An 18,773-nucleotide genomic window follows, 5' to 3' on the forward strand; every position below is an offset into this window, starting at 1 on the left:
TGACTATTTTTATCCACCTGAAAATCGTTTACGCGGGCAATAATAAACTGCGCCACCACCAATTTCCTGCATGTGAATTTAAAAGCGTCATTCTGTTTCGTACTTAATTCGCGTAAAGCTAAGTATTATTTTCGTAGCATTCAACCTAAAAAACAAACAAATTGATATTTTAAATTGATTCTTGATTGCAGTTTTTGTCCGTCCGGGACCGAATTTCAGACGGTCTTGCCGGTTTAGAGCCCGGCAAACTTAATCAGGACCTGGTTTTCAGTTCAATCGAACCGCTCCCGGGAAATCTTTTTGTCCATTCATTCAAATAAATTTTTGTCTTTTAAGGAATCAGCTTACTTTTGCAGATCATTTCTTTGAACGAATAATCAGCCGAAGCTGACGGTTGTTGCGAAAGTTGCAGAAATTTAAACTGAAAATTGATACGGATGAATAAAAAGACCGTTGTAAGTGGCATCAGGCCAACAGGATATTTACATTTAGGAAATTATTTCGGAGCGGTACGCAATTTTTTGCGGATGCAGGAGGATTATAATTGTTTCTTTTTTATTGCCGACATCCATTCGCTGACCACCCACCCCACGCCCGAAAACCTTCAGGCCGGCGTGAAACAGGTGTTGGCCGAATACCTGGCCTGCGGTATCGATCCCGAAAAAGCCACCATTTTCATTCAAAGTGATGTTCCCGAAGTGATGGAGCTATACACCTTTCTGAATATGAATGCCTATTTGGGTGAGTTGGAACGGACCACCTCGTTTAAGGAAAAAGCCCGGAAAAATCCGGAAAACGTCAATGCCGGTTTGCTGACTTACCCGGTTCTGATGGCTGCCGATATCATTATTCACAAAGCCAATTTTGTGCCGGTCGGAAAAGATCAGGAACAGAATCTGGAAATGGCCCGCAAGTTTGCCAAACGTTTTAACCGGATGTACGGGCATAAAGTGTTCCCCACCCCTAAACCTTATACCTTTGAGGGAGCCGACCTGATTAAAGTTCCCGGGTTGGATGGCAGCGGCAAGATGGGTAAATCGGAGGGAAACGCCATTAACCTTTACGACGATCCGAAAGAAATCCGGAAAAAGGTGATGCGTGCCGTAACCGATGCCGGCCCGACGGAAATGAATTCTGTAAAACCGGAGCCCATTCAAAACCTGTTTACCCTGATGAGCATTGTGTCGGCCCCGGAAATTCTGCGACAATTTGAAGACGCCTACGCAAATTGCACCATCCGTTACGGCGACATGAAAAAACAGCTGGCCGATGACATCACGGGCTATACCACGCCGATCCGTGAACGCATTATCGGGATTTTGACCGATGAGGCTTATTTGGCCAAGGTGGCCAAAATGGGGGCCGAAAAAGCCCGCGAATCAGCCGCAAAAACACTGGCGGAAGTTAAATCGATGATTGGCTTTAAACGACTGTTTTAGGTAAGGAGTTCCTACAAAAAATGAATCATATTTCAGGCCGGGCATCTTGTCCGGCTTTTTTTTGTTTTCAAATTGTATCTTTAACGAGTTCTGTGACAACCCTTTTTGCTGCGTCGTTTAACGACTACGCGTTGTGAATTGCTTTCAAATTGTATCTTTAACGAGTTCTGTGACAACTCAATTTCACAACCTGATAGGATACAGAGTGTTGTGAATTGCTTTCAAATTGTATCTTTAACGAGTTCTGTGACAACTTAACCCGGATATGGCAGAAATAATTAAGCGTTGTGAATTGCTTTCAAATTGTATCTTTAACGAGTTCTGTGACAACAAAATCCCAACATTTATGCACTTCGCCAACGTTGTGAATTGCTTTCAAATTGTATCTTTAACGAGTTCTGTGACAACACAGTTGGCAAAATTGATACCTCCAACTTAGTTGTGAATTGCTTTCAAATTGTATCTTTAACGAGTTCTGTGACAACAAGAAAAACATCGTATAACGGCACATACCCAGTTGTGAATTGCTTTCAAATTGTATCTTTAACGAGTTCTGTGACAACATCATCATTGATTATCATCTTCCCATTGCCTGTTGTGAATTGCTTTCAAATTGTATCTTTAACGAGTTCTGTGACAACATACTAAGGTGTAACCATCATTCCATACATGTTGTGAATTGCTTTCAAATTGTATCTTTAACGAGTTCTGTGACAACATACTAAGGTGTAACCATCATTCCATACATGTTGTGAATTGCTTTCAAATTGTATCTTTAACGAGTTCTGTGACAACAACTACGAGGTAGAAACATTGCACGCCCTCCGTTGTGAATTGCTTTCAAATTGTATCTTTAACGAGTTCTGTGACAACTCGAAAGCCCTGTTTGAGCAACTAAAAGCCTGTTGTGAATTGCTTTCAAATTGTATCTTTAACGAGTTCTGTGACAACACTTTAAATTTTATTTTGAAGCCTACAACGGTTGTGAATTGCTTTCAAATTGTATCTTTAACGAGTTCTGTGACAACTCAATGGATATCGTATTGAAGGAAGCATCCAGTTGTGAATTGCTTTCAAATTGTATCTTTAACGAGTTCTGTGACAACGGTTACATCTGTGTTAGCGGTTTCAACTACGTTGTGAATTGCTTTCAAATTGTATCTTTAACGAGTTCTGTGACAACTAAATATATGAAATTCAATATATTACATCTGTTGTGAATTGCTTTCAAATTGTATCTTTAACGAGTTCTGTGACAACTGGGATTCGTGTTATCGCAAATACCGGAATTAGTTGTGAATTGCTTTCAAATTGTATCTTTAACGAGTTCTGTGACAACAAAACACCTGAACCACTTCAAGAATATCGAAGTTGTGAATTGCTTTCAAATTGTATCTTTAACGAGTTCTGTGACAACCTCTTAGCCTCAAACGTTAACGTTAATACTGTTGTGAATTGCTTTCAAATTGTATCTTTAACGAGTTCTGTGACAACAAATGTTCTTAAAAATTAGAGACAATGTCGTTGTGAATTGCTTTCAAATTGTATCTTTAACGAGTTCTGTGACAACATATACAAGGGAACCAGAAATTAGCCAGGTGTTGTGAATTGCTTTCAAATTGTATCTTTAACGAGTTCTGTGACAACTGAAAGAAAAATAACCCATGATTGGACCGCAGTTGTGAATTGCTTTCAAATTGTATCTTTAACGAGTTCTGTGACAACAAGCTGGCCGAAATCACCGAACAGTATGTCAGTTGTGAATTGCTTTCAAATTGTATCTTTAACGAGTTCTGTGACAACGTTTTGGCTTGGTGACTGGTGCAATGAACTGTTGTGAATTGCTTTCAAATTGTATCTTTAACGAGTTCTGTGACAACTTACAAGCCTGTGCAGTCGAAAAACTACCCGGTTGTGAATTGCTTTCAAATTGTATCTTTAACGAGTTCTGTGACAACATATGCCGTGTAAAAATCTCAGGATCAAATAGCTGCAAAGGTTGACAGAAATCAAAAAAGCGGGGCAAAGTTCCCGCTTTTTTGCATATTACGAATGATTTTTTGACCCTAAAATAATTCGAGTTGCTGGACGGTGGCCGGTCTTTCTTCCGGTTTACGGCTGTAATATAATTCCATCATACCAAATTGTTTGTCGGTGATCTTCAAAATCCCAACGTGTCCGTATTCCGGCAGCATATTTTTCACCCGTTTGATGTGTACCTCGGCATTCTCACGACTTGGACAATTACGCATATAAATTGAAAACTGAAACATCGTGAATCCGTCCTTCACCAGTTCTTTACGAAATGCGGTGGCTACTTTCCGCTGCTTTTTTGTTTCAACCGGTATGTCAAAGAAAACCAACACCCACATACAACGATACTCATTTAAAGCCTCAAAAGAAGACATATTAAAACTTCACTAGTGTCTATTAATTTTTGTTAAAATGCCTCATATCTGTTTTATGCACAGCATGCTAGCTTTTCAAAACCTTGTCGCCCTTTTGAAATTTGTTCCTTTGTACTCAGGTACAAATTGGAACAAGTATGAACGTTGGCAAATATGTTTTCGCACAGATTGTGGAGTTTCTCCCGAAACGTTACTTCGAACGACTGGTAATAAAACACAAAGACAGGACAGTCAGAATGGCACCATCCTACTGGAGCCATATGCTGGTTATCATGTACGGCCAGCTCATAGGCTGCCATAGTCTTAGAGAACTCACAGATGTCACTATTGCTCATGCCAAAAGATCTTTTCACCTCGGGTTTGGAAAGGTTCCCATCAACAGAAGCGTTCTTTCCAAAGCAAACAGCCTTAGAGACCATGGGATCTTTGAGAAGTTTGCCTTTTACATTGTGTCTATTGCCCAGGCCAAACGTATCACCAAAGAGTTTGAACTCCACGGAAGGTTCTATGCCATTGATTCCACTACCATCGACCTGTGCATGTCGGTCTTTAGATGGGCAAAGTTTAGGAGCACAAAGTCTGGCATCAAGATTCATACCCAGATTGATATTGCCACTGAAATACCGGTCTTCTACAGAATCAGCCATGCAAATGTGCATGACACCAAGTCTATGGACTGGTTTACATACGAACGGCACGCTTGCTATGTGTTTGATAGAGGCTACTTTGATCTCTCCAGACTCTACGCAATTGAGCTGGCCGGAGCTTTCTTCATCATACGGGAGAAGTCCCGCCCTGATTATGAAATTACGGAAGGAGATGACATGCTTGAAGGAGATGACAATGTCCTGCGGGACCAAACGGTTAGGTTTACAGGAAAGCGAAACAGTGGAAACTATCCGGTTTCGCTCAGACGCATCGTATTCTATGCCCCTGACCTTGGAAGGGCCTTCACCTACTACACCAACAACTTCTACCTCAAAGCAAATGAAATTGCTCTTCTTTACCGTTACAGATGGCAGGTGGAGCTGTTTTTCAAATGGATCAAGCAGCATCTCCGTGTCAAATCCTTTTGGGGAGAATCCGAGAATGCGGTCCGCATACAGATACATGTCGCCATCATCACGTACTGTCTTGTCGCTATTATTGAACACGACCTCAAACTGGGCAGACCTGTTGTGGAGGTCATGCGTATCCTTGGTAATTCCCTGCTGGTCAAGGATCCCATTCAAGAACTCTTGGCTCCGAGGGAAAATAAGGCCTATGATGATAGCGATTGCCAACTGCATTTGGACTTCTAATTGAATTAACATTTTTTAATAGACACCAGTGTTAAAACTTAATCATTTCGAAATTCCGGGTAAACAATCTTTCTTCTCGTACCTTCAAAACATTCGTATAACGAATTGGTTGTACGGCTCATCGCCACCATTAAGGGACTTTTTTTGCCATCCATCAGCACATCGCAGGTGGCTATTGCCAGCATTCGGGCTTTTTGCGGACGGGTGATTTCTTCCGAATCAATTTCGCCGTTTACAAACATATCGTAAACCAATTCATCGCAAAAAGGCCGATAAGGTTCCATCACGTCGTCGGCCAGACAGTACGCATTGTACTTATTCCGGTGAAAAATTCCCAAGGTAGGCAACAACCCGCTACTAACCAATGCGCGGGCAACAATGGCGCGAAGAATGGCATAACAATAATTTAAATGGCTGTTGGGTTCAACTCCAAACCGATCACGGGTGAAGTCGTGTTCGTCAAACAGCCGTTTCCAGTATACCGATGCCGCCCGGCCTTCGATGTTGTCGGGATCTCCCGATTTAATTTGCGGGACTAAAGCCAATAATGCCTTGTTGTCGAAACCACAACGTCTCAACAAATCGGCTTGGTTTTCAATTTTAGCTTTGACGGTCTGTGCCCACAGGTTCTTGGTCAGCGGTTCGCTGGCATCGATTTGGGTCCGAAACCGTTCGGTCTGAACATGATTTCCATCCAAGGGCAACATCAGTCCTGAGGGCATGTGCCGCAAATCACAACTGATCAGTGCTACGTTCCGATCGGTCAGGTCGGTCATTAAAGCATGGGTTAAGGTTATTTGCGGATGATCCAATACGACTACCGCAATATCTTCCAAGGGGACCGATGCTTTTTCGGTTCTCGTTTCCGAATCGGTCACCTTCAATTGCTGATCCTTTTTATGTAAATAGGCTGGATTTCCAAAATAAAGTGTGCGTTTAATCATAGTTAAGGTTAAGGAATATCAATCGATATCATGTTTTGAAGTGAATCGTGATGCAGTTGTTTAAAGGCATCTTTTCCCCCAAACAGTTTCAACAGCTTCCGGGTCTCGATACCAAACTCTTCGCCATTTAAGATCCCGAAATACGAACTGTAGGGCCAATCATCGTAACAATCGCGAAACCGGTGATGAATGGGGTTCCGGTGGGTGTAAATTACCGCAGTTAGAAAATGTTCCCGACTGTTAATTGGCTCACGTTTGAAATTTTTGACAAACAACGAACCCATCCGCCGGTTTATCTTGTTATACGATTGCGTATAACAACTAAATAAATTGGCAAATTGTTTCGACAGGTATTTTTCTATTTCGTTATCACTAATTTGATTTTCACCTTTTCCAAAGTTTTGAACTTTGGAAAAGGTGGATAATTTTTTTAATCGAATTAATTCTTCTATCTGCCGGCGTTTTCGTATCCGGACGACCAGGTGGAAGTGGTTCGGCATCAGGCACCAAGCATAGGTTTCGACAACCGGGGAAATATACAAGCGGTATTTCTCCAGGAAGAACCGATAATTCTCCGGTTCGCGGAACACATTCTCGAACCCGTTGGCATGGTTGAAAATATGATAGCTGGTATCGGGTTGGAGGACAGGCATGATTAGGTGAATATTTTCGTACCATTGATCTCAATAATATTTCCAAGTCTGTCAACTTTTAGCGGAACGCAAATTTCTTTGATCATCTCACCAGTCCAAGCTCGTTGGACTTTATTATTACTTCCCAGTTCGACAGTTTGAACAATGGGACTTGCGATAAAAGCGGGGATGAAATGGCCTTCATTCCCGGTACAACTAACCATCTTGTAAACCTTACTTTTATCGATTTTGTCAAGAAATCGATCATTCTCTATTTCCTCTTGAGATGGCAAATAAACAAGATCATTTGGGGACAGACAAAACAAAAGAGTATCACCCCTTTCATTCATATTTGGGGCTGATGAAAGGCCTTGTTTTTGTCTTTCAATTACAATGTTCAATGGTATAGTTTCGAAAACACGTTTGCCTTCTACTGTTTGATAAATAGCATAATACAAATTAGTACCTTTAGCTGCTTCTACATATTTTATGCTTTTGTTTCCGGAGTAACCCACATTGAATTTATTTCCCATGGGTTCGTAAACCCGTATTTTCAATATGGTCTGATGTGGTTTGCCGCTATTCAGTGACCGAATATTCTTGTTCATTTCGTCAATTCCGTCAGGAGAGAACGCGACCTCAGGTGCATTGGCATTATTCTCCAAGTGTTTGAGTAAAATTTTTTGAATACCTATATCAGTAATACTCTCCGTAATCTTCTTTTTGGTAAAACTCGTGTCCAATGGCTTTCTTACCGCTACAAATTTTTCGCTCGTATCGTTTGTGAAATAATACACTTCGATTTTTGAGAAATTAATACTGTTCCACTCTATTGCACTTTCCTTAAAGTATTTAAGAATATTCCTTTTATCTAAATTATTAGCAACAAGTTGTTTGATCTTATTTTTTAAAGGTTTATGAACGATCATATTCGGCTCATCTATTGCCTTAGCCAGATTTACGATCATGGTCTTTCTTAGGTTAACAACACCAAACACCGTATCCTTATGGATCGGTTTTCTGATTGCCCAACTACCCCCCTTTTTCTGTTTTTCGTTATTTTTTTGTCCGTAACTATCAAATCGTTCAGAATAATTAGTCGCCTTATTAATTACTCGTAAATTCTGTTTAAAACTCACCACTACATTTTCCAAGGCTTTTTGTGCATCTTGGGTAAAAGTATCCCAAGGCTTATAAAACTCCTTTGCAACTTCAATATTCTGAATCACCTTTTCACCCTTGATTATTTTTTCTCTCCGGACAGTTTCAACCCGGCGAAGTTTTCTCCGCAAATCATATCTGGTTTCTTTTGCATGAGCTTTAGCAGCCTCATTGTTCAGGTAATTCACGTGGCTCCGGGTTGCACAGGCAATAACCAATGCGTCCATAGCATGATGCCGATGGTCAATCCGCTTTTTACTAAACCCTCTCTGAAGTTCGATAGGCATTTGAATCTGAAAAACTCGGTTACCATCCTTGTTCTCCCATCGTCCAAATTGATTACTATTGGAGAGTTGGTTTAACCTTTCAAAACGAGGATAAATCATATTGTTCCAAACATCGTTTAACCCCCAGTCCTTTTTAAGCGTATCAGTTATTCCACCGGTACAGGAGGTTAAATGTTTTGAAGTAGCCTCTTCTTCTCCGTCTTCCCTGACAATGTTTGATAAAAGATCTTTTACCACTTTGCTAATATATCGGGTATCATTCAGTTGACGTTCAATAAAACCATCAGGAATATCTTCCATCAGAAGTTTCTTCATCTTTCCCCGGTTCTTTGAATAACTATCTTTTACAAACTTCTCATACGCATCCACAGAAAGAATCTCTACAGTTTTTCCAAAATTCAACTCGATCTTCTCTCCGTGATGATTCTTAATAAACTCGTATCCAAGTTCATTGTCTTTCAATTGATTGACCTCGGCTTCGCAAATTATTTTGTTACTAAATGAATCATCAAAATAGCGCGATTGAGGGATGATATGCTCAACCTGATAGGCTGTTGTAAATAATTTACCTAATGGAATCACTTCATTAGTATAGGGTGAACGGTATTTTTGTTCCAACCACAACTTATAGCGTAATATCTCCGATTTTGACGGCTGCTTTTTTGTATCAGTTTCTTTGAATTTTTTCAGAGTATCTTCTACATACTCTGGAATTATGATTCCACTATTTAAAACGCCGTCTTCGTAAATTCGTAAGATTTCCTGTTGCCCAGGCGAATACGGACGAACATTTTCTACTTCGTATTCAGGATTCAGAAATTCCATTAACAAACTCTTAATTCGAAGATTGGTGTTTTCATTTTCCGAGATTTGCTCTGTCATCCGCTTCCGTTTGTCTGCCGGGTTCTTCATCTCGCGTCCCAACTCAACATGAATTTCACCAAAATCACCATACTTTTCCCAGATATCCCGCACAACGCGAAGAGTTTCTGTAATTATCTGTTCAACAATTGGATTACGTAATGAGTGCTGTTTGAATGATTTCAGATATGTATCAATATCCTCCGGTGTTTTCCATTTTAAGATATTTTTTGCCTCGGAATGTCTTCCATACACCGCGTAACAAGCCTGATATGTGTTTAATCCTTTTAAGAACTCGCTACATTTAAAGAGACTTTTAAGAACTTGCTTCGGAATATCATCATCCGCTACTTCGTCAATTTTCTCAGCAGCATAATTTATTGCCTTTAACCTCTCTTTTGCAGCCAGTATCCTACTTATGGTATCGTCAGAAATGTCATGCTCATTCCAATGTTTTCCTCTCCTCATCAGCGGAAGCAACTTTTTAATTGCCTTTGCTGAATACGAGCCGTAATCTTTTTTAAACGTCGGAAACTTACTGAAAGCATCAACAAAGTTATTATCTAATTGGTTTTTAATAGCGAATGATTGCAAAGCTTTAACAACTTCATATTTATCTTCTACAGAATACAAAATATGCCACAAAGCTTTTTCATTATCTTTCGACAAAAAATCAGAAGGAATTTCGTCATATTTTTTCAATCGGGCTAAGAGCAAGGCACGTGTTTCATTGCAGGGATAGTGTTTATCTTCCACGTAATTCCATCGATAACTAACAGAATTCTTTCTCAAGTCAAAACCCGGATATTTCAGAAATGCTTTCTGATCAACGTCTTTCCGGTCGTTCAACCATTCAAACAACGCTACGTAGTCATCTTCGCTTTTCAAAAACTCGCCGGTCACATCAATATCTGTTTGCAAGCGACCTGCTTCAATTCTTTCTTTCTGATAAATCTTTAGATTGGCAATAAACTGCCACAAACGAAATTCCTGAAAAAGCGGATGCGATTTTGCAATGCACTTCAGCGGGATTGTTTTTATCTCACCGGATTTTTTGTCCAGAAAGCTTCGTTCCTCATATGGACAATTACTAATCAGCGATTTCTTACTTTTTAAAGGGCGCTGATAAAATATAATGTCTTCTAAAAACAGATGTGTAAAGTCACGCGATGAAATAGAATTTCTATGTGCTTCATTATTTGGATACAATTCTTCGATGCATTGAGCATATAACTCCCTGTCTTTTAGTTCGGGATGAAACTCCTTTTGTTTTTCTATTATTGCTCTTAGTTCTTCTTTGTAGAACTTCCTTTCAATGGTCCGTACCAGTTTGCCTCTGATTTTTTGATTAGGCTTTTGTAAAAGGGTATCATAGATGTAACGGCCTACAGCTTTTTTGCTTTGATCGATATCTGCCTCGGTTTTCCTTTTTATTAAAGCCCAGTCATCTTCTTTTGGAGCGCGAAATGATCGCTTCTCCTTACCTTCTTTGTCAAGCTTAGGTGTTCCATCTTCATTTATGTCAGTCGTAACAACAAACTCTTTGATTTTCCCAATCCAATCAAGAGGTACATTGCTTGTTCTACGATATATCCACCCATTTTCTAGGTGTACATTATACCAACTATCTTTCCCTTTTTTCTCATCCGTTTCTTGAACCGCAACGACTTTCAATGCGTAAAATTCAACTAATTTGTTGGAATTCTCCTCTTCTTCCTCACCCCGTAATTGATAGTAACCCCGTTTTTGATTAAAGTTGAGCAGTACCCAGGCAAGTTCTTCTTTCTCTATTTTTGATGCTAACGCTTTTTTACGCAAATAATAAATTGTCCAGTCATAAGGAATCTTCTTACCGTCAGCTAATAATTGAGGTTGGTAAACGGCAAAGTCAGCCACCATTTCATTAAAAGATTTTTGAAAGAGGAATTCGTGCCTTCCTGTTCCGTTACTTTTCCAAGCTAACTTAGGTTCGGAATCCGGCAGAAACTTTCCTAATCTGTTTTCGAAGTCTATATTTTGACAATAATGTTTTGGTAAAAAATTTAATGCATTTAAAATACGATGTAATCTTTCACGACGGAGCAAATACCTCTCACGCAAACGTCTGGCTCCCCGAAGTCTCGTACGTTCTGCCGTTTGTGATTTCGAGTTTCCCTTGTCAAAGTCACTCAAAGTTGCTGCATCCATCGGAACGATCCGACTGCCTATTCCTTCGATTTTATTTGGGTTCCCATTCACATCCGTAGAAACTAGTGCCCAACCTATCGAATTGGTTCCTAAGTCCAGTCCTAAGATTTTTTTCATGTTGTTTGGTTTTTATTGTTTATTCTGTTTATCTTTAATCCACAATTTTGAAGCAATTCACAATAAGGATTATTCCGTTGTGAAAACATTTAAGCCGCCTCGTCTTACCATACGGGGCATTTTTTTGAGATTTCATGCCGGAAAATAGCCTTCAACATTCAAAGCGACCAAACAGATTGCTTTATCTGTTAAAAATAATATGTATGATTTGATTATTCCCTGTTTTACAACCACTATTTGTCAATAAATGTCTTTAAACAAGTGAACAGATGGATGGAGTTCCACTCCCGAGGTGGTTAACATGAAAAAGAAGGTGTTTATAGAGGCGTCAACTAACAGAAAATTCTTCGGCTGATTTCGATTATTTTCCCCGGTTCGCAAGTTTGTCGATGGCTTTGGCCATTCTTTCGACTTTGGTTTCCTCCCGTTTTACGGAGTAGATCCAATCAACGACCGCTTTCTTTTCTCCGTCGGTATAACTTAAAAAAGCCTCGTACGCTTCGGGATCGTCGCGGAGGCAGGTTAATAATTCTTCGGGGATCTCAACAGGGGCGGTATCGCGATATAAAACCACATGCACCCGGTCCCCTTCCTTTTTCCCGATCTTTTTTCTTATTTCGGCTTTAACCGGCAAAAACAATTGTCCGTTCCCCATCGGCATCAAATGATAACTTTTTATCCCGACGTCATCAATCTGCCCTTTTACTTTAACTCATCCAAAAGGAGCTTTTTTGTCGGGCCTGATTTCGGGGATCGCCACATAAGTCCAGTCTCCCTTACCGGGAAATTTTTCGAGCAGGTACTTATTGTCTACCAAAGGCTTTTTCATCTTTTTCTTTTCAGGTTTCCAATAAATACAAATCTCATGCTGTTTTGTTCTTCGGAAATCGTTCCCGCTTGCCGAAAGCAATCCGGCCAAACCGAAAAAAACTGGGAGGATATTTACTCCCGGGATTTAAAATACCGGCGAAATAAGACCTTTTTCAGGTCGCGGAAGATAATTTGACGGGCAATCACTTCTACCTGGTTATAACGCGGAAAATCGAGCTGTGTGCGGGCCAGGTCGCGCTCGCTGATATCGACCTGGTAAAGGATCGACATCAACAGTTCGGAATTGTCAATCAGCAGGCGGTCGATTTGTTCCACCAGTTGCCGGTGCATTTCGTCGTAAGCCTGGTCCATATTTCCCGAAAAGTGAATTTCGACTCCAAACAGGCCAAAGTCTTTCATGATTTGGGCAATCGTGTCCAGGATAATTTCTTCCCGGTCGAGGTAGGTTTCCAGGTTATTGCTGCGAATATCGGGTAGGTTCATGTTGAACTTTTCTTAAAAAACCGTTTCAACAATCTTCCGGGTATTATCCGAAACGCCGTAGGTGTAGATGTGCAGGCTGGGAACCTGGTGCGCCACCAGGTCTTTCGACTGCATAATGGCCCATTCGGTTCCAACAATTTTGGCTTCATCGTTGTCTTTACACTTCGCCAGCTCGGAAGCCAGCTCCATCGGCAGGTCGATCGCAAAGATTTTTGGCAGCACCGTCAGCTGGTTTTTCAGATTGATAGGCTTAATACCCGGGATGATGGGCACATGGATCCCCGCGGCACGGCATTTATCGACAAAATTGTAGTAAACCCGGTTGTCAAAAAACATCTGGGTCACAATGTAATCAGCTCCGGCATCTACCTTTTGTTTCAGGTACATGAGGTCGGTTTCGAAGTTGGGCGCTTCGAAATGTTTCTCGGGATAACCGGCCACGCCAATACAAAAATCGAGGGGCGAAGAGTTTTTCAGGTCCGCATCCAGGTATTTCCCGTTGCGCAGATCAACCATCTGGCTCACCAGTTCATTCGCGTTGGCGTGTCCGTCGGGTTCGGGGCGGAATACGTGTTCATTTTTGCTGCCGTCGCCGCGCAGCGCCAGCACGTTACTGATGCCCATGAAATTGAGATCGATCAGCACATGTTCGGTTTCGCTCCGCGAAAAGCCGCCGCATAAAATGTGGGGTACTACCGGAATGCCGTATTTGTGTTGAATAGCCGCCGCAATGGCTACCGTTCCGGGACGTTTGCGCACCACCTGTTTTTTGATGGAACCATCAGCCATTTCTTTAAAAATCATCTCGTCGCGGTGCGTGGTGATGTTGATGTACTTCGGATCAAATTCCACCAGGTTCTCAATGGTTCGATAAATATTACCGGCGTCATTCCCTTTTAAGGGCGGCAACAACTCAAACGAAAAAACGGTTTTATCGCTGTTATTGATAATGTCGATCACTTTCATATTCGAATATAGGTAGCGAGTAAGAAGCCAAATGACTTCCTGCTCCGGTTATTTAAATATATTTTCAATCTTTTTTTGAGCCTTATTTACTTCCCGCTCCATCTGTTTTTCCACCGAGTTGTTGAAGTGAAAAATCATATCGAGCACAAACATAAGCAGCATTCCCAAAACGAACGCAATCATCGCTTTTTTCGTCGTATTATTCATTATCATTTAATTTTCAAAGTCAGTCTCTTCTATTTTGGCCGCCGGCAAAAGGCGAATATTTTCTTCAATTTCCAGAGCATGCTGTCCCTGGTATACGAGATACAGCAGGTCCAGTTTTAAATCGGACATGGCTTGTCTCATCGAACGTGTAATTTGTGGTTTTTCCGAATATTTTATTTCAAATCCGTATCGTTTCCCATTTTTAAATATCAGCAAATCAAGCTCAACACCTGTATGAGTACGCCAATAATAGTAGTCGCGGGTGCCCATTTTTTGAAGGATCTGTTTATTTGCGTTTTTAGGTTGAATTTATAAAGTATGGATTTAGAATTTCAAGGTTTATACTCCCTTATAATTCAGGTTCACCGGCAGGAACTGTTCCACCAGGTCAACCGTTACCCCTTTGCGGCGCGCATAATCTTCGACCTGGTCTTTGCCGATTTTTTCGAGGCTGAAGTAGCGCGATTCCGGATGGGCGAAATACTGCCCGCAAACCGAGGCCGTCGGGTACATGGCATAATGTTCCGACAGGGTGATCCCGATTTTTTCGGCGCCCAGCACCTGAAAGAGGTTTTCCTTTTCATGATGTTCAGGGCAGGCCGGGTAGCCCATTGCCGGACGTATTCCCTGGTAATTGACCTTCAGTATATCGTCCCAACTCAGGTTTTCATCGGGCGCATAGGCCCAGTATTCTCTGCGGATCTTCTCGTGCAGAAGTTCAGCAAATGCTTCCGAAAGCCGGTCGGCCAAGGCTTCAAGCATGATGGCCTTATAATCGTCATGATCAGCTTTGTAGCCGGCCATCCATTTCTCAATACCAATACCGGCTGTTACGGCAAAGGCGCCGCAATAATCTGTTTTATTGATTTCCTTCGGGGCCACAAAATCAGCCAGGCAGAAATTTGGCGAGCCTTCTTTTTTCTTTTCCTGCTGCCGCAAATGATAAAAACGACCAAGTTCTTTTGTCCTGGCCTCATCTTCGAACAACACGATGTCGTCGGTATCGGCATGCGCAGGCCAGATCCCGTAAATCCCATTGGCCTGCAACATCTTCTTTTCGATGATTTCATCCAGCATCTGCTGCGCATCTTCATAGACCTTACGGGCTTGTTCTCCTTGCCGTTCGTCGTGCAGGATGTCGGGGAATTTTCCTTTCAGTTCCCAAACGAAGAAGAAGAAATTCCAGTCGATGTACTTACGCAATTCTTCAATCGGATAGTCGATCAACTCGTGAATTCCGGTCTTTTGGGGTTTGTAAATGCCGTTTTTGCTCCAGTCGATCTGAAATTTATTGGCCCGCGCCTCCTCCAGGCTCAGGTATTCTTTCGGTTTCTTCTGACTATGAAACTGACGGATGCTCTCATATTCATCGTTTACCGACCGGATATACCCGGGGTTATTGGCGAGTAAATTGGCTACCACGTTTACCGTGCGGCTGGCATCTTTTACATACACCACCGGTTGCGAATACTGCGGGGCAATTTTCACGGCGGTGTGGATCTTTGAGGTGGTGGCGCCGCCAATCAGCAACGGAAGCGTAAATTTCCGGCGTTCCATCTCGGCGGCAACACTGGCCATAATTTCGAGCGAGGGGGTAATCAGTCCACTCAACCCGATCATGTCGACCTGTTCCCGGATGGCAGTTTCCAGAATTTTTTCGGTGGGGACCATTACCCCCAGATCAATCACTGCATAATTGTTGCAAGCCAGTACGACGCCCACTATATTTTTCCCGATATCATGCACGTCGCCCTTTACTGTCGCGAGAAGTATCTTTTTTTGCTGACTTTGCTGTTCCTTGTATTTTTCCTTGTCTTTCTCGATGTAGGGTAACAGAAAAGCGACTGCTTTTTTCATCACCCGGGCCGATTTGATCACCTGGGGAAGGAACATTTTACCCGATCCAAACAAGTCGCCCACCACGTTCATGCCTTCCATCAGCGGGCCTTCAATGATGTTGATCGCGGGCTGATACAAGGGCAGCGCTTCGGCCAGGTCGTGTTCAATATAATCGGGCAAACCTTTCACGAGGGCGTGCTCCAGACGTTTTTCGAGCGGCAGTTCGCGCCATTCGTCTTTGCGTACCGCCTTTCCTTCCTCCTCTTTCAGCGTTTGGGCAAAATCCAGCAGCCGTTCGGTCGCATCCGGACGACGGTTCATCACCAGATCTTCAATGTATTCGAGCAGGTCTTTCGGTATTTCATCGTAAATCTGCAACATACCGGGATTTACAATGCCCATATCCAGACCGGCTTTGATGGCATGGAACAGGAAGACCGAATGAATCGCCTCGCGCACCTGGTTGTTCCCGCGGAACGAGAACGACACATTGCTTACCCCTCCACTGGTTTTGGCATGCGGTAAATTCGCTTTGATCCAGCGCACCGATTCGATGAAATCAACAGCATAGTTGTTGTGTTCCTCCATCCCCGTTCCAATGGTCAGGATATTGGGATCGAAGATGATATCTTCAGCAGGGAAACCAATCTTTTCAGTCAGCAATTTGTACGCGCGCGCGCATATTTCGATGCGCCGCCCGTAACTGTCGGCCTGCCCTTTTTCATCAAAAGCCATGACCACCACGGCAGCGCCGTAACGTTTAATTTTTCGTGCCTGTTCCAGAAACTGCTCCTCGCCTTCTTTCATGCTGATGGAGTTCACAATGGCTTTCCCCTGCAAACATTTCAGCCCGGCTTCAATCACTTCCCACTTTGACGAATCGACCATCACGGGCAGTTTGGCAATATCGGGTTCAGCCATCAGCAAGTTCAGGAAAGTCACCATTTCTTTTTTGGCATCGAGCATGGCGTCATCCAGGTTGATGTCGATCACCTGCGCCCCGTTTTCTACCTGTTCGCGGGCAACTGCCAGCGCTTCCTCGTATTTTTCCTCACGAATCAGGCGGGCAAACATCCGCGAGCCGGAAACGTTACAACGCTCGCCAATATTCACAAAGTTGGTTTCGGGGGTGATGGTTACCGGTTCCAAACCACTCAGGCGGGTCAGTTCGTCATTTTTTTGCTTCACATGGGGTTGCGCAGCGGCAGCAATCCCGGAAAACCTGCGGATATGGTCGGGAGTGGTTCCGCAACAGCCGCCAATGATATTCACAAAATGGTGATCGAGGAAATCCTTCACCTGTGCTGCCATTTCTTCGGGGGTTTCGTCGTATTCGCCAAACTGGTTGGGCAAACCGGCATTGGGGTATGCGCTGATGTAGAAAGGCGCTTTACCGGCCATTTCCTCCAGGTAAGGGCGCATATCTTTGGCTCCCAGCGAGCAGTTTAAGCCAATGCTCAGCAGGTCGATGTGGCGCACCGAGTTCAGGAAGGCCTCTACCGTTTGACCGGAAAGCGTCCGTCCGCTGGCATCGGTGATGGTTCCCGACACCATGACCGGCAAACGTATGCCCAACTCATCCAGCACTTCTTCAATGGCAAAAAGGGCCGCTTTGGCGTTCAGCGTATCAAAAATGGTTTCTACCAGCAACAAATCAACACCTCCGTCGAGCAAACCTTTTACCTGTTCGCGGTAAGCCTCTTTCACCAAATCGAAGGTAGTCGCCCGGTATCCCGGGTCATTCACATCGGGCGAGAGCGACAAGGTTTTATTGGTCGGGCCCAGGGCTCCGGCCACATAACGGGGCTTTTCCGGATTTTTCGCCGTAAACCCGTCGGCCACCTCGCGCGCAATTTCGGCCGATGCTTTATTGATGGCATAGACCCACTTTTCGGTATGGTAGTCTGCCTGCGAGATGCTGGTCGCGTTGAAGGTATTGGTTTCAATGATATCTGATCCGGCCTCCAAAAACGCGGCATGGATGGCTTTGATGATATCCGGCCGGGTGATGGAAAGCAAGTCGTTGTTGCCAAATAATTCATTTTTCAGATCGGCCAGTCCTTCATTTCTGAAATCGTTCTCCGTCAGTTTATGTTTCTGGATCATGGTTCCCATGGCGCCATCCAACACCAGCACCCGGTGTTTCAATTCTTCACGTATGTCTTTTTTCTGTGTCATCTTTAACCTATCAGTTTCATTTCAAACTCGCCGCGGATGCCAATCTGGTCTTCACAAATCAGCACGGCGGCAATAATCCCGGGGAACGTTTCCGTGCGTTTCAGCACCTTTTCCACGTCGCCCGGTTTTTTAATCAAATTCCCCAGGCCGGTAGCAAAAGCATCGGCCAGCGCCGTGTCCCGGCAGGCAATCATAACCGCATCGGCCTTACCGAAACTCAGCGAGGGGCCAACAGTCCCTGCTGAAGTACAAATACCGAGGGGACTTTGTTCAGCGGTAATTTCTAAGCCTACCATCCCCGATAAGGGAGATTCTCCTGCAAAAATACTCATAATCAGCGGTTTTTGCAGCTTCAGAAAAATATCGCCGCCGTTCTCAACAACCAACTCGTTGACGGCAAAGTTCTCCAGAAGCGTTTGCCCGACGATTTCGCTGAACAGGCCTGCCACCGCGGCCATAGGGCCAACACCGGCTTTTTCGGCTGCGGCTGCCATTTTTTTGGCTGTTTCCGGAGCGTTTTCATGTGCAGGATAGGGTTTCAGGCTTTTTTTGAAAAAGGGATCGGTCACGATATAGGCTTCCAGTTCATCGCGTATTTCCACGAGTTTAGCCAATGCCCGCTCAGCCATTTCTTTGTTGAAAGAGGCATGATCGATACCCACCCACAAATCGGAATCTTTGTATGTAATCACAAACGATTGGAAACGCTCTGTCGAAAAACTGTTGCGATAAGTCCGGGGCATGACGCCCCCTAAGCTTCCCAACGCTGAGAAAGACGAAAGCGCTCTCTCTTCCCCCTCCATCGGGGAAAAAGAGCCGGGTTTTCTTTGCTTATCTTTTTTCTTCATGTTATTTCAGATTCACTCATTTACCCTGCTTAAGTAGTTCAGGTTGAAGATCCCTGGCTCCTCCCTTCGGGGAGACCGGAAGCG

At 43.2% G+C, this 18,773-nt stretch carries 13 protein-coding genes, 1 pseudogene and 1 CRISPR repeat array; of the genes and pseudogenes, 2 read left to right on the forward strand and 12 right to left on the reverse strand.

The window, feature by feature from the left end; genetic code table 11:
- Positions 1-437: 437 nt before the first annotated feature.
- On the forward strand, positions 438-1,439 hold the full coding sequence (trpS, locus tag AC6H3C_RS00080) for a tryptophan--tRNA ligase (RefSeq protein WP_497518449.1): 1,002 nt from the start codon (positions 438-440) through the stop codon (positions 1,437-1,439).
- Positions 1,440-1,492: 53 nt separating this feature from the next.
- A CRISPR array of direct repeats spans positions 1,493-3,397; the repeat unit is 47 nt; unit sequence GTTGTGAATTGCTTTCAAATTGTATCTTTAACGAGTTCTGTGACAAC.
- 108 nt (positions 3,398-3,505) lie between these two features.
- Here the strand turns inward: trpS and cas2 are convergent.
- The gene (gene cas2 / locus AC6H3C_RS00085) at positions 3,506-3,811 is read right to left on the reverse strand and encodes a CRISPR-associated endonuclease Cas2 (RefSeq protein ID WP_497518451.1); all 306 of its coding nucleotides are present in this window, start codon (positions 3,809-3,811) and stop codon (positions 3,506-3,508) included.
- 173 nt (positions 3,812-3,984) lie between these two features.
- On the opposite strand from cas2, the gene AC6H3C_RS00090 reads away from it, so the two are divergent.
- On the forward strand, positions 3,985-5,148 hold the full coding sequence (locus AC6H3C_RS00090) for an IS4 family transposase (protein ID WP_497515873.1): 1,164 nt from the start codon (positions 3,985-3,987) through the stop codon (positions 5,146-5,148).
- 38 nt (positions 5,149-5,186) lie between these two features.
- On the opposite strand, the gene cas1 is transcribed toward AC6H3C_RS00090, so the two are convergent.
- From cas1 to AC6H3C_RS00145, 11 genes and pseudogenes are all read right to left on the reverse strand, one after another.
- Positions 5,187-6,092, reverse strand: a complete 906-nt coding sequence (gene cas1 / locus AC6H3C_RS00095; RefSeq protein ID WP_497518452.1) for a type II CRISPR-associated endonuclease Cas1 — start codon at positions 6,090-6,092, stop codon at positions 5,187-5,189.
- 8 nt (positions 6,093-6,100) lie between these two features.
- The gene (locus tag AC6H3C_RS00100; protein WP_497518454.1) at positions 6,101-6,745 is read right to left on the reverse strand and encodes a transposase; all 645 of its coding nucleotides are present in this window, start codon (positions 6,743-6,745) and stop codon (positions 6,101-6,103) included.
- 2 nt (positions 6,746-6,747) lie between these two features.
- Entirely contained in the window at positions 6,748-11,337 is a 4,590-nt protein-coding gene (gene cas9 / locus AC6H3C_RS00105; RefSeq protein WP_497518456.1) for a type II CRISPR RNA-guided endonuclease Cas9, read from the reverse strand.
- 361 nt (positions 11,338-11,698) lie between these two features.
- The gene (locus AC6H3C_RS00110; protein WP_497521235.1) at positions 11,699-11,917 is read right to left on the reverse strand and encodes a YdeI/OmpD-associated family protein; all 219 of its coding nucleotides are present in this window, start codon (positions 11,915-11,917) and stop codon (positions 11,699-11,701) included.
- Positions 11,915-12,037: pseudogene (locus tag AC6H3C_RS00115) on the reverse strand (DUF1905 domain-containing protein); the annotation flags it as partial. The gene AC6H3C_RS00110 and the pseudogene AC6H3C_RS00115, both read right to left, overlap by 3 nt.
- A gap of 242 nt (positions 12,038-12,279) precedes the next feature.
- Positions 12,280-12,651, reverse strand: a complete 372-nt coding sequence (locus AC6H3C_RS00120) for a hypothetical protein (protein WP_497518457.1) — start codon at positions 12,649-12,651, stop codon at positions 12,280-12,282.
- A gap of 12 nt (positions 12,652-12,663) precedes the next feature.
- Positions 12,664-13,617 carry a methylenetetrahydrofolate reductase [NAD(P)H] gene (metF, locus tag AC6H3C_RS00125; RefSeq protein WP_497518458.1) on the reverse strand — a complete coding sequence of 318 codons (954 nt, stop codon included), beginning with the start codon at positions 13,615-13,617 and terminating at the stop codon, positions 12,664-12,666.
- Between the two features lie 48 nt (positions 13,618-13,665).
- The gene (locus tag AC6H3C_RS00130) at positions 13,666-13,824 is read right to left on the reverse strand and encodes a hypothetical protein (RefSeq protein ID WP_497518459.1); all 159 of its coding nucleotides are present in this window, start codon (positions 13,822-13,824) and stop codon (positions 13,666-13,668) included.
- 6 nt (positions 13,825-13,830) lie between these two features.
- Positions 13,831-14,094 (reverse strand): DUF4143 domain-containing protein, encoded by a 264-nt coding sequence (locus AC6H3C_RS00135; protein ID WP_497518460.1) that lies wholly within the window; start codon positions 14,092-14,094, stop codon positions 13,831-13,833.
- 69 nt (positions 14,095-14,163) lie between these two features.
- Entirely contained in the window at positions 14,164-17,841 is a 3,678-nt protein-coding gene (gene metH, locus AC6H3C_RS00140) for a methionine synthase (protein WP_497518461.1), read from the reverse strand.
- Positions 17,842-17,843: 2 nt separating this feature from the next.
- On the reverse strand, positions 17,844-18,689 hold the full coding sequence (locus tag AC6H3C_RS00145) for a UPF0280 family protein (protein WP_497518462.1): 846 nt from the start codon (positions 18,687-18,689) through the stop codon (positions 17,844-17,846).
- Between the last annotated feature and the right edge of the window lie 84 nt (positions 18,690-18,773).

It is taken from the genome of Gaoshiqia sp. US2, from assembly GCF_059705485.1.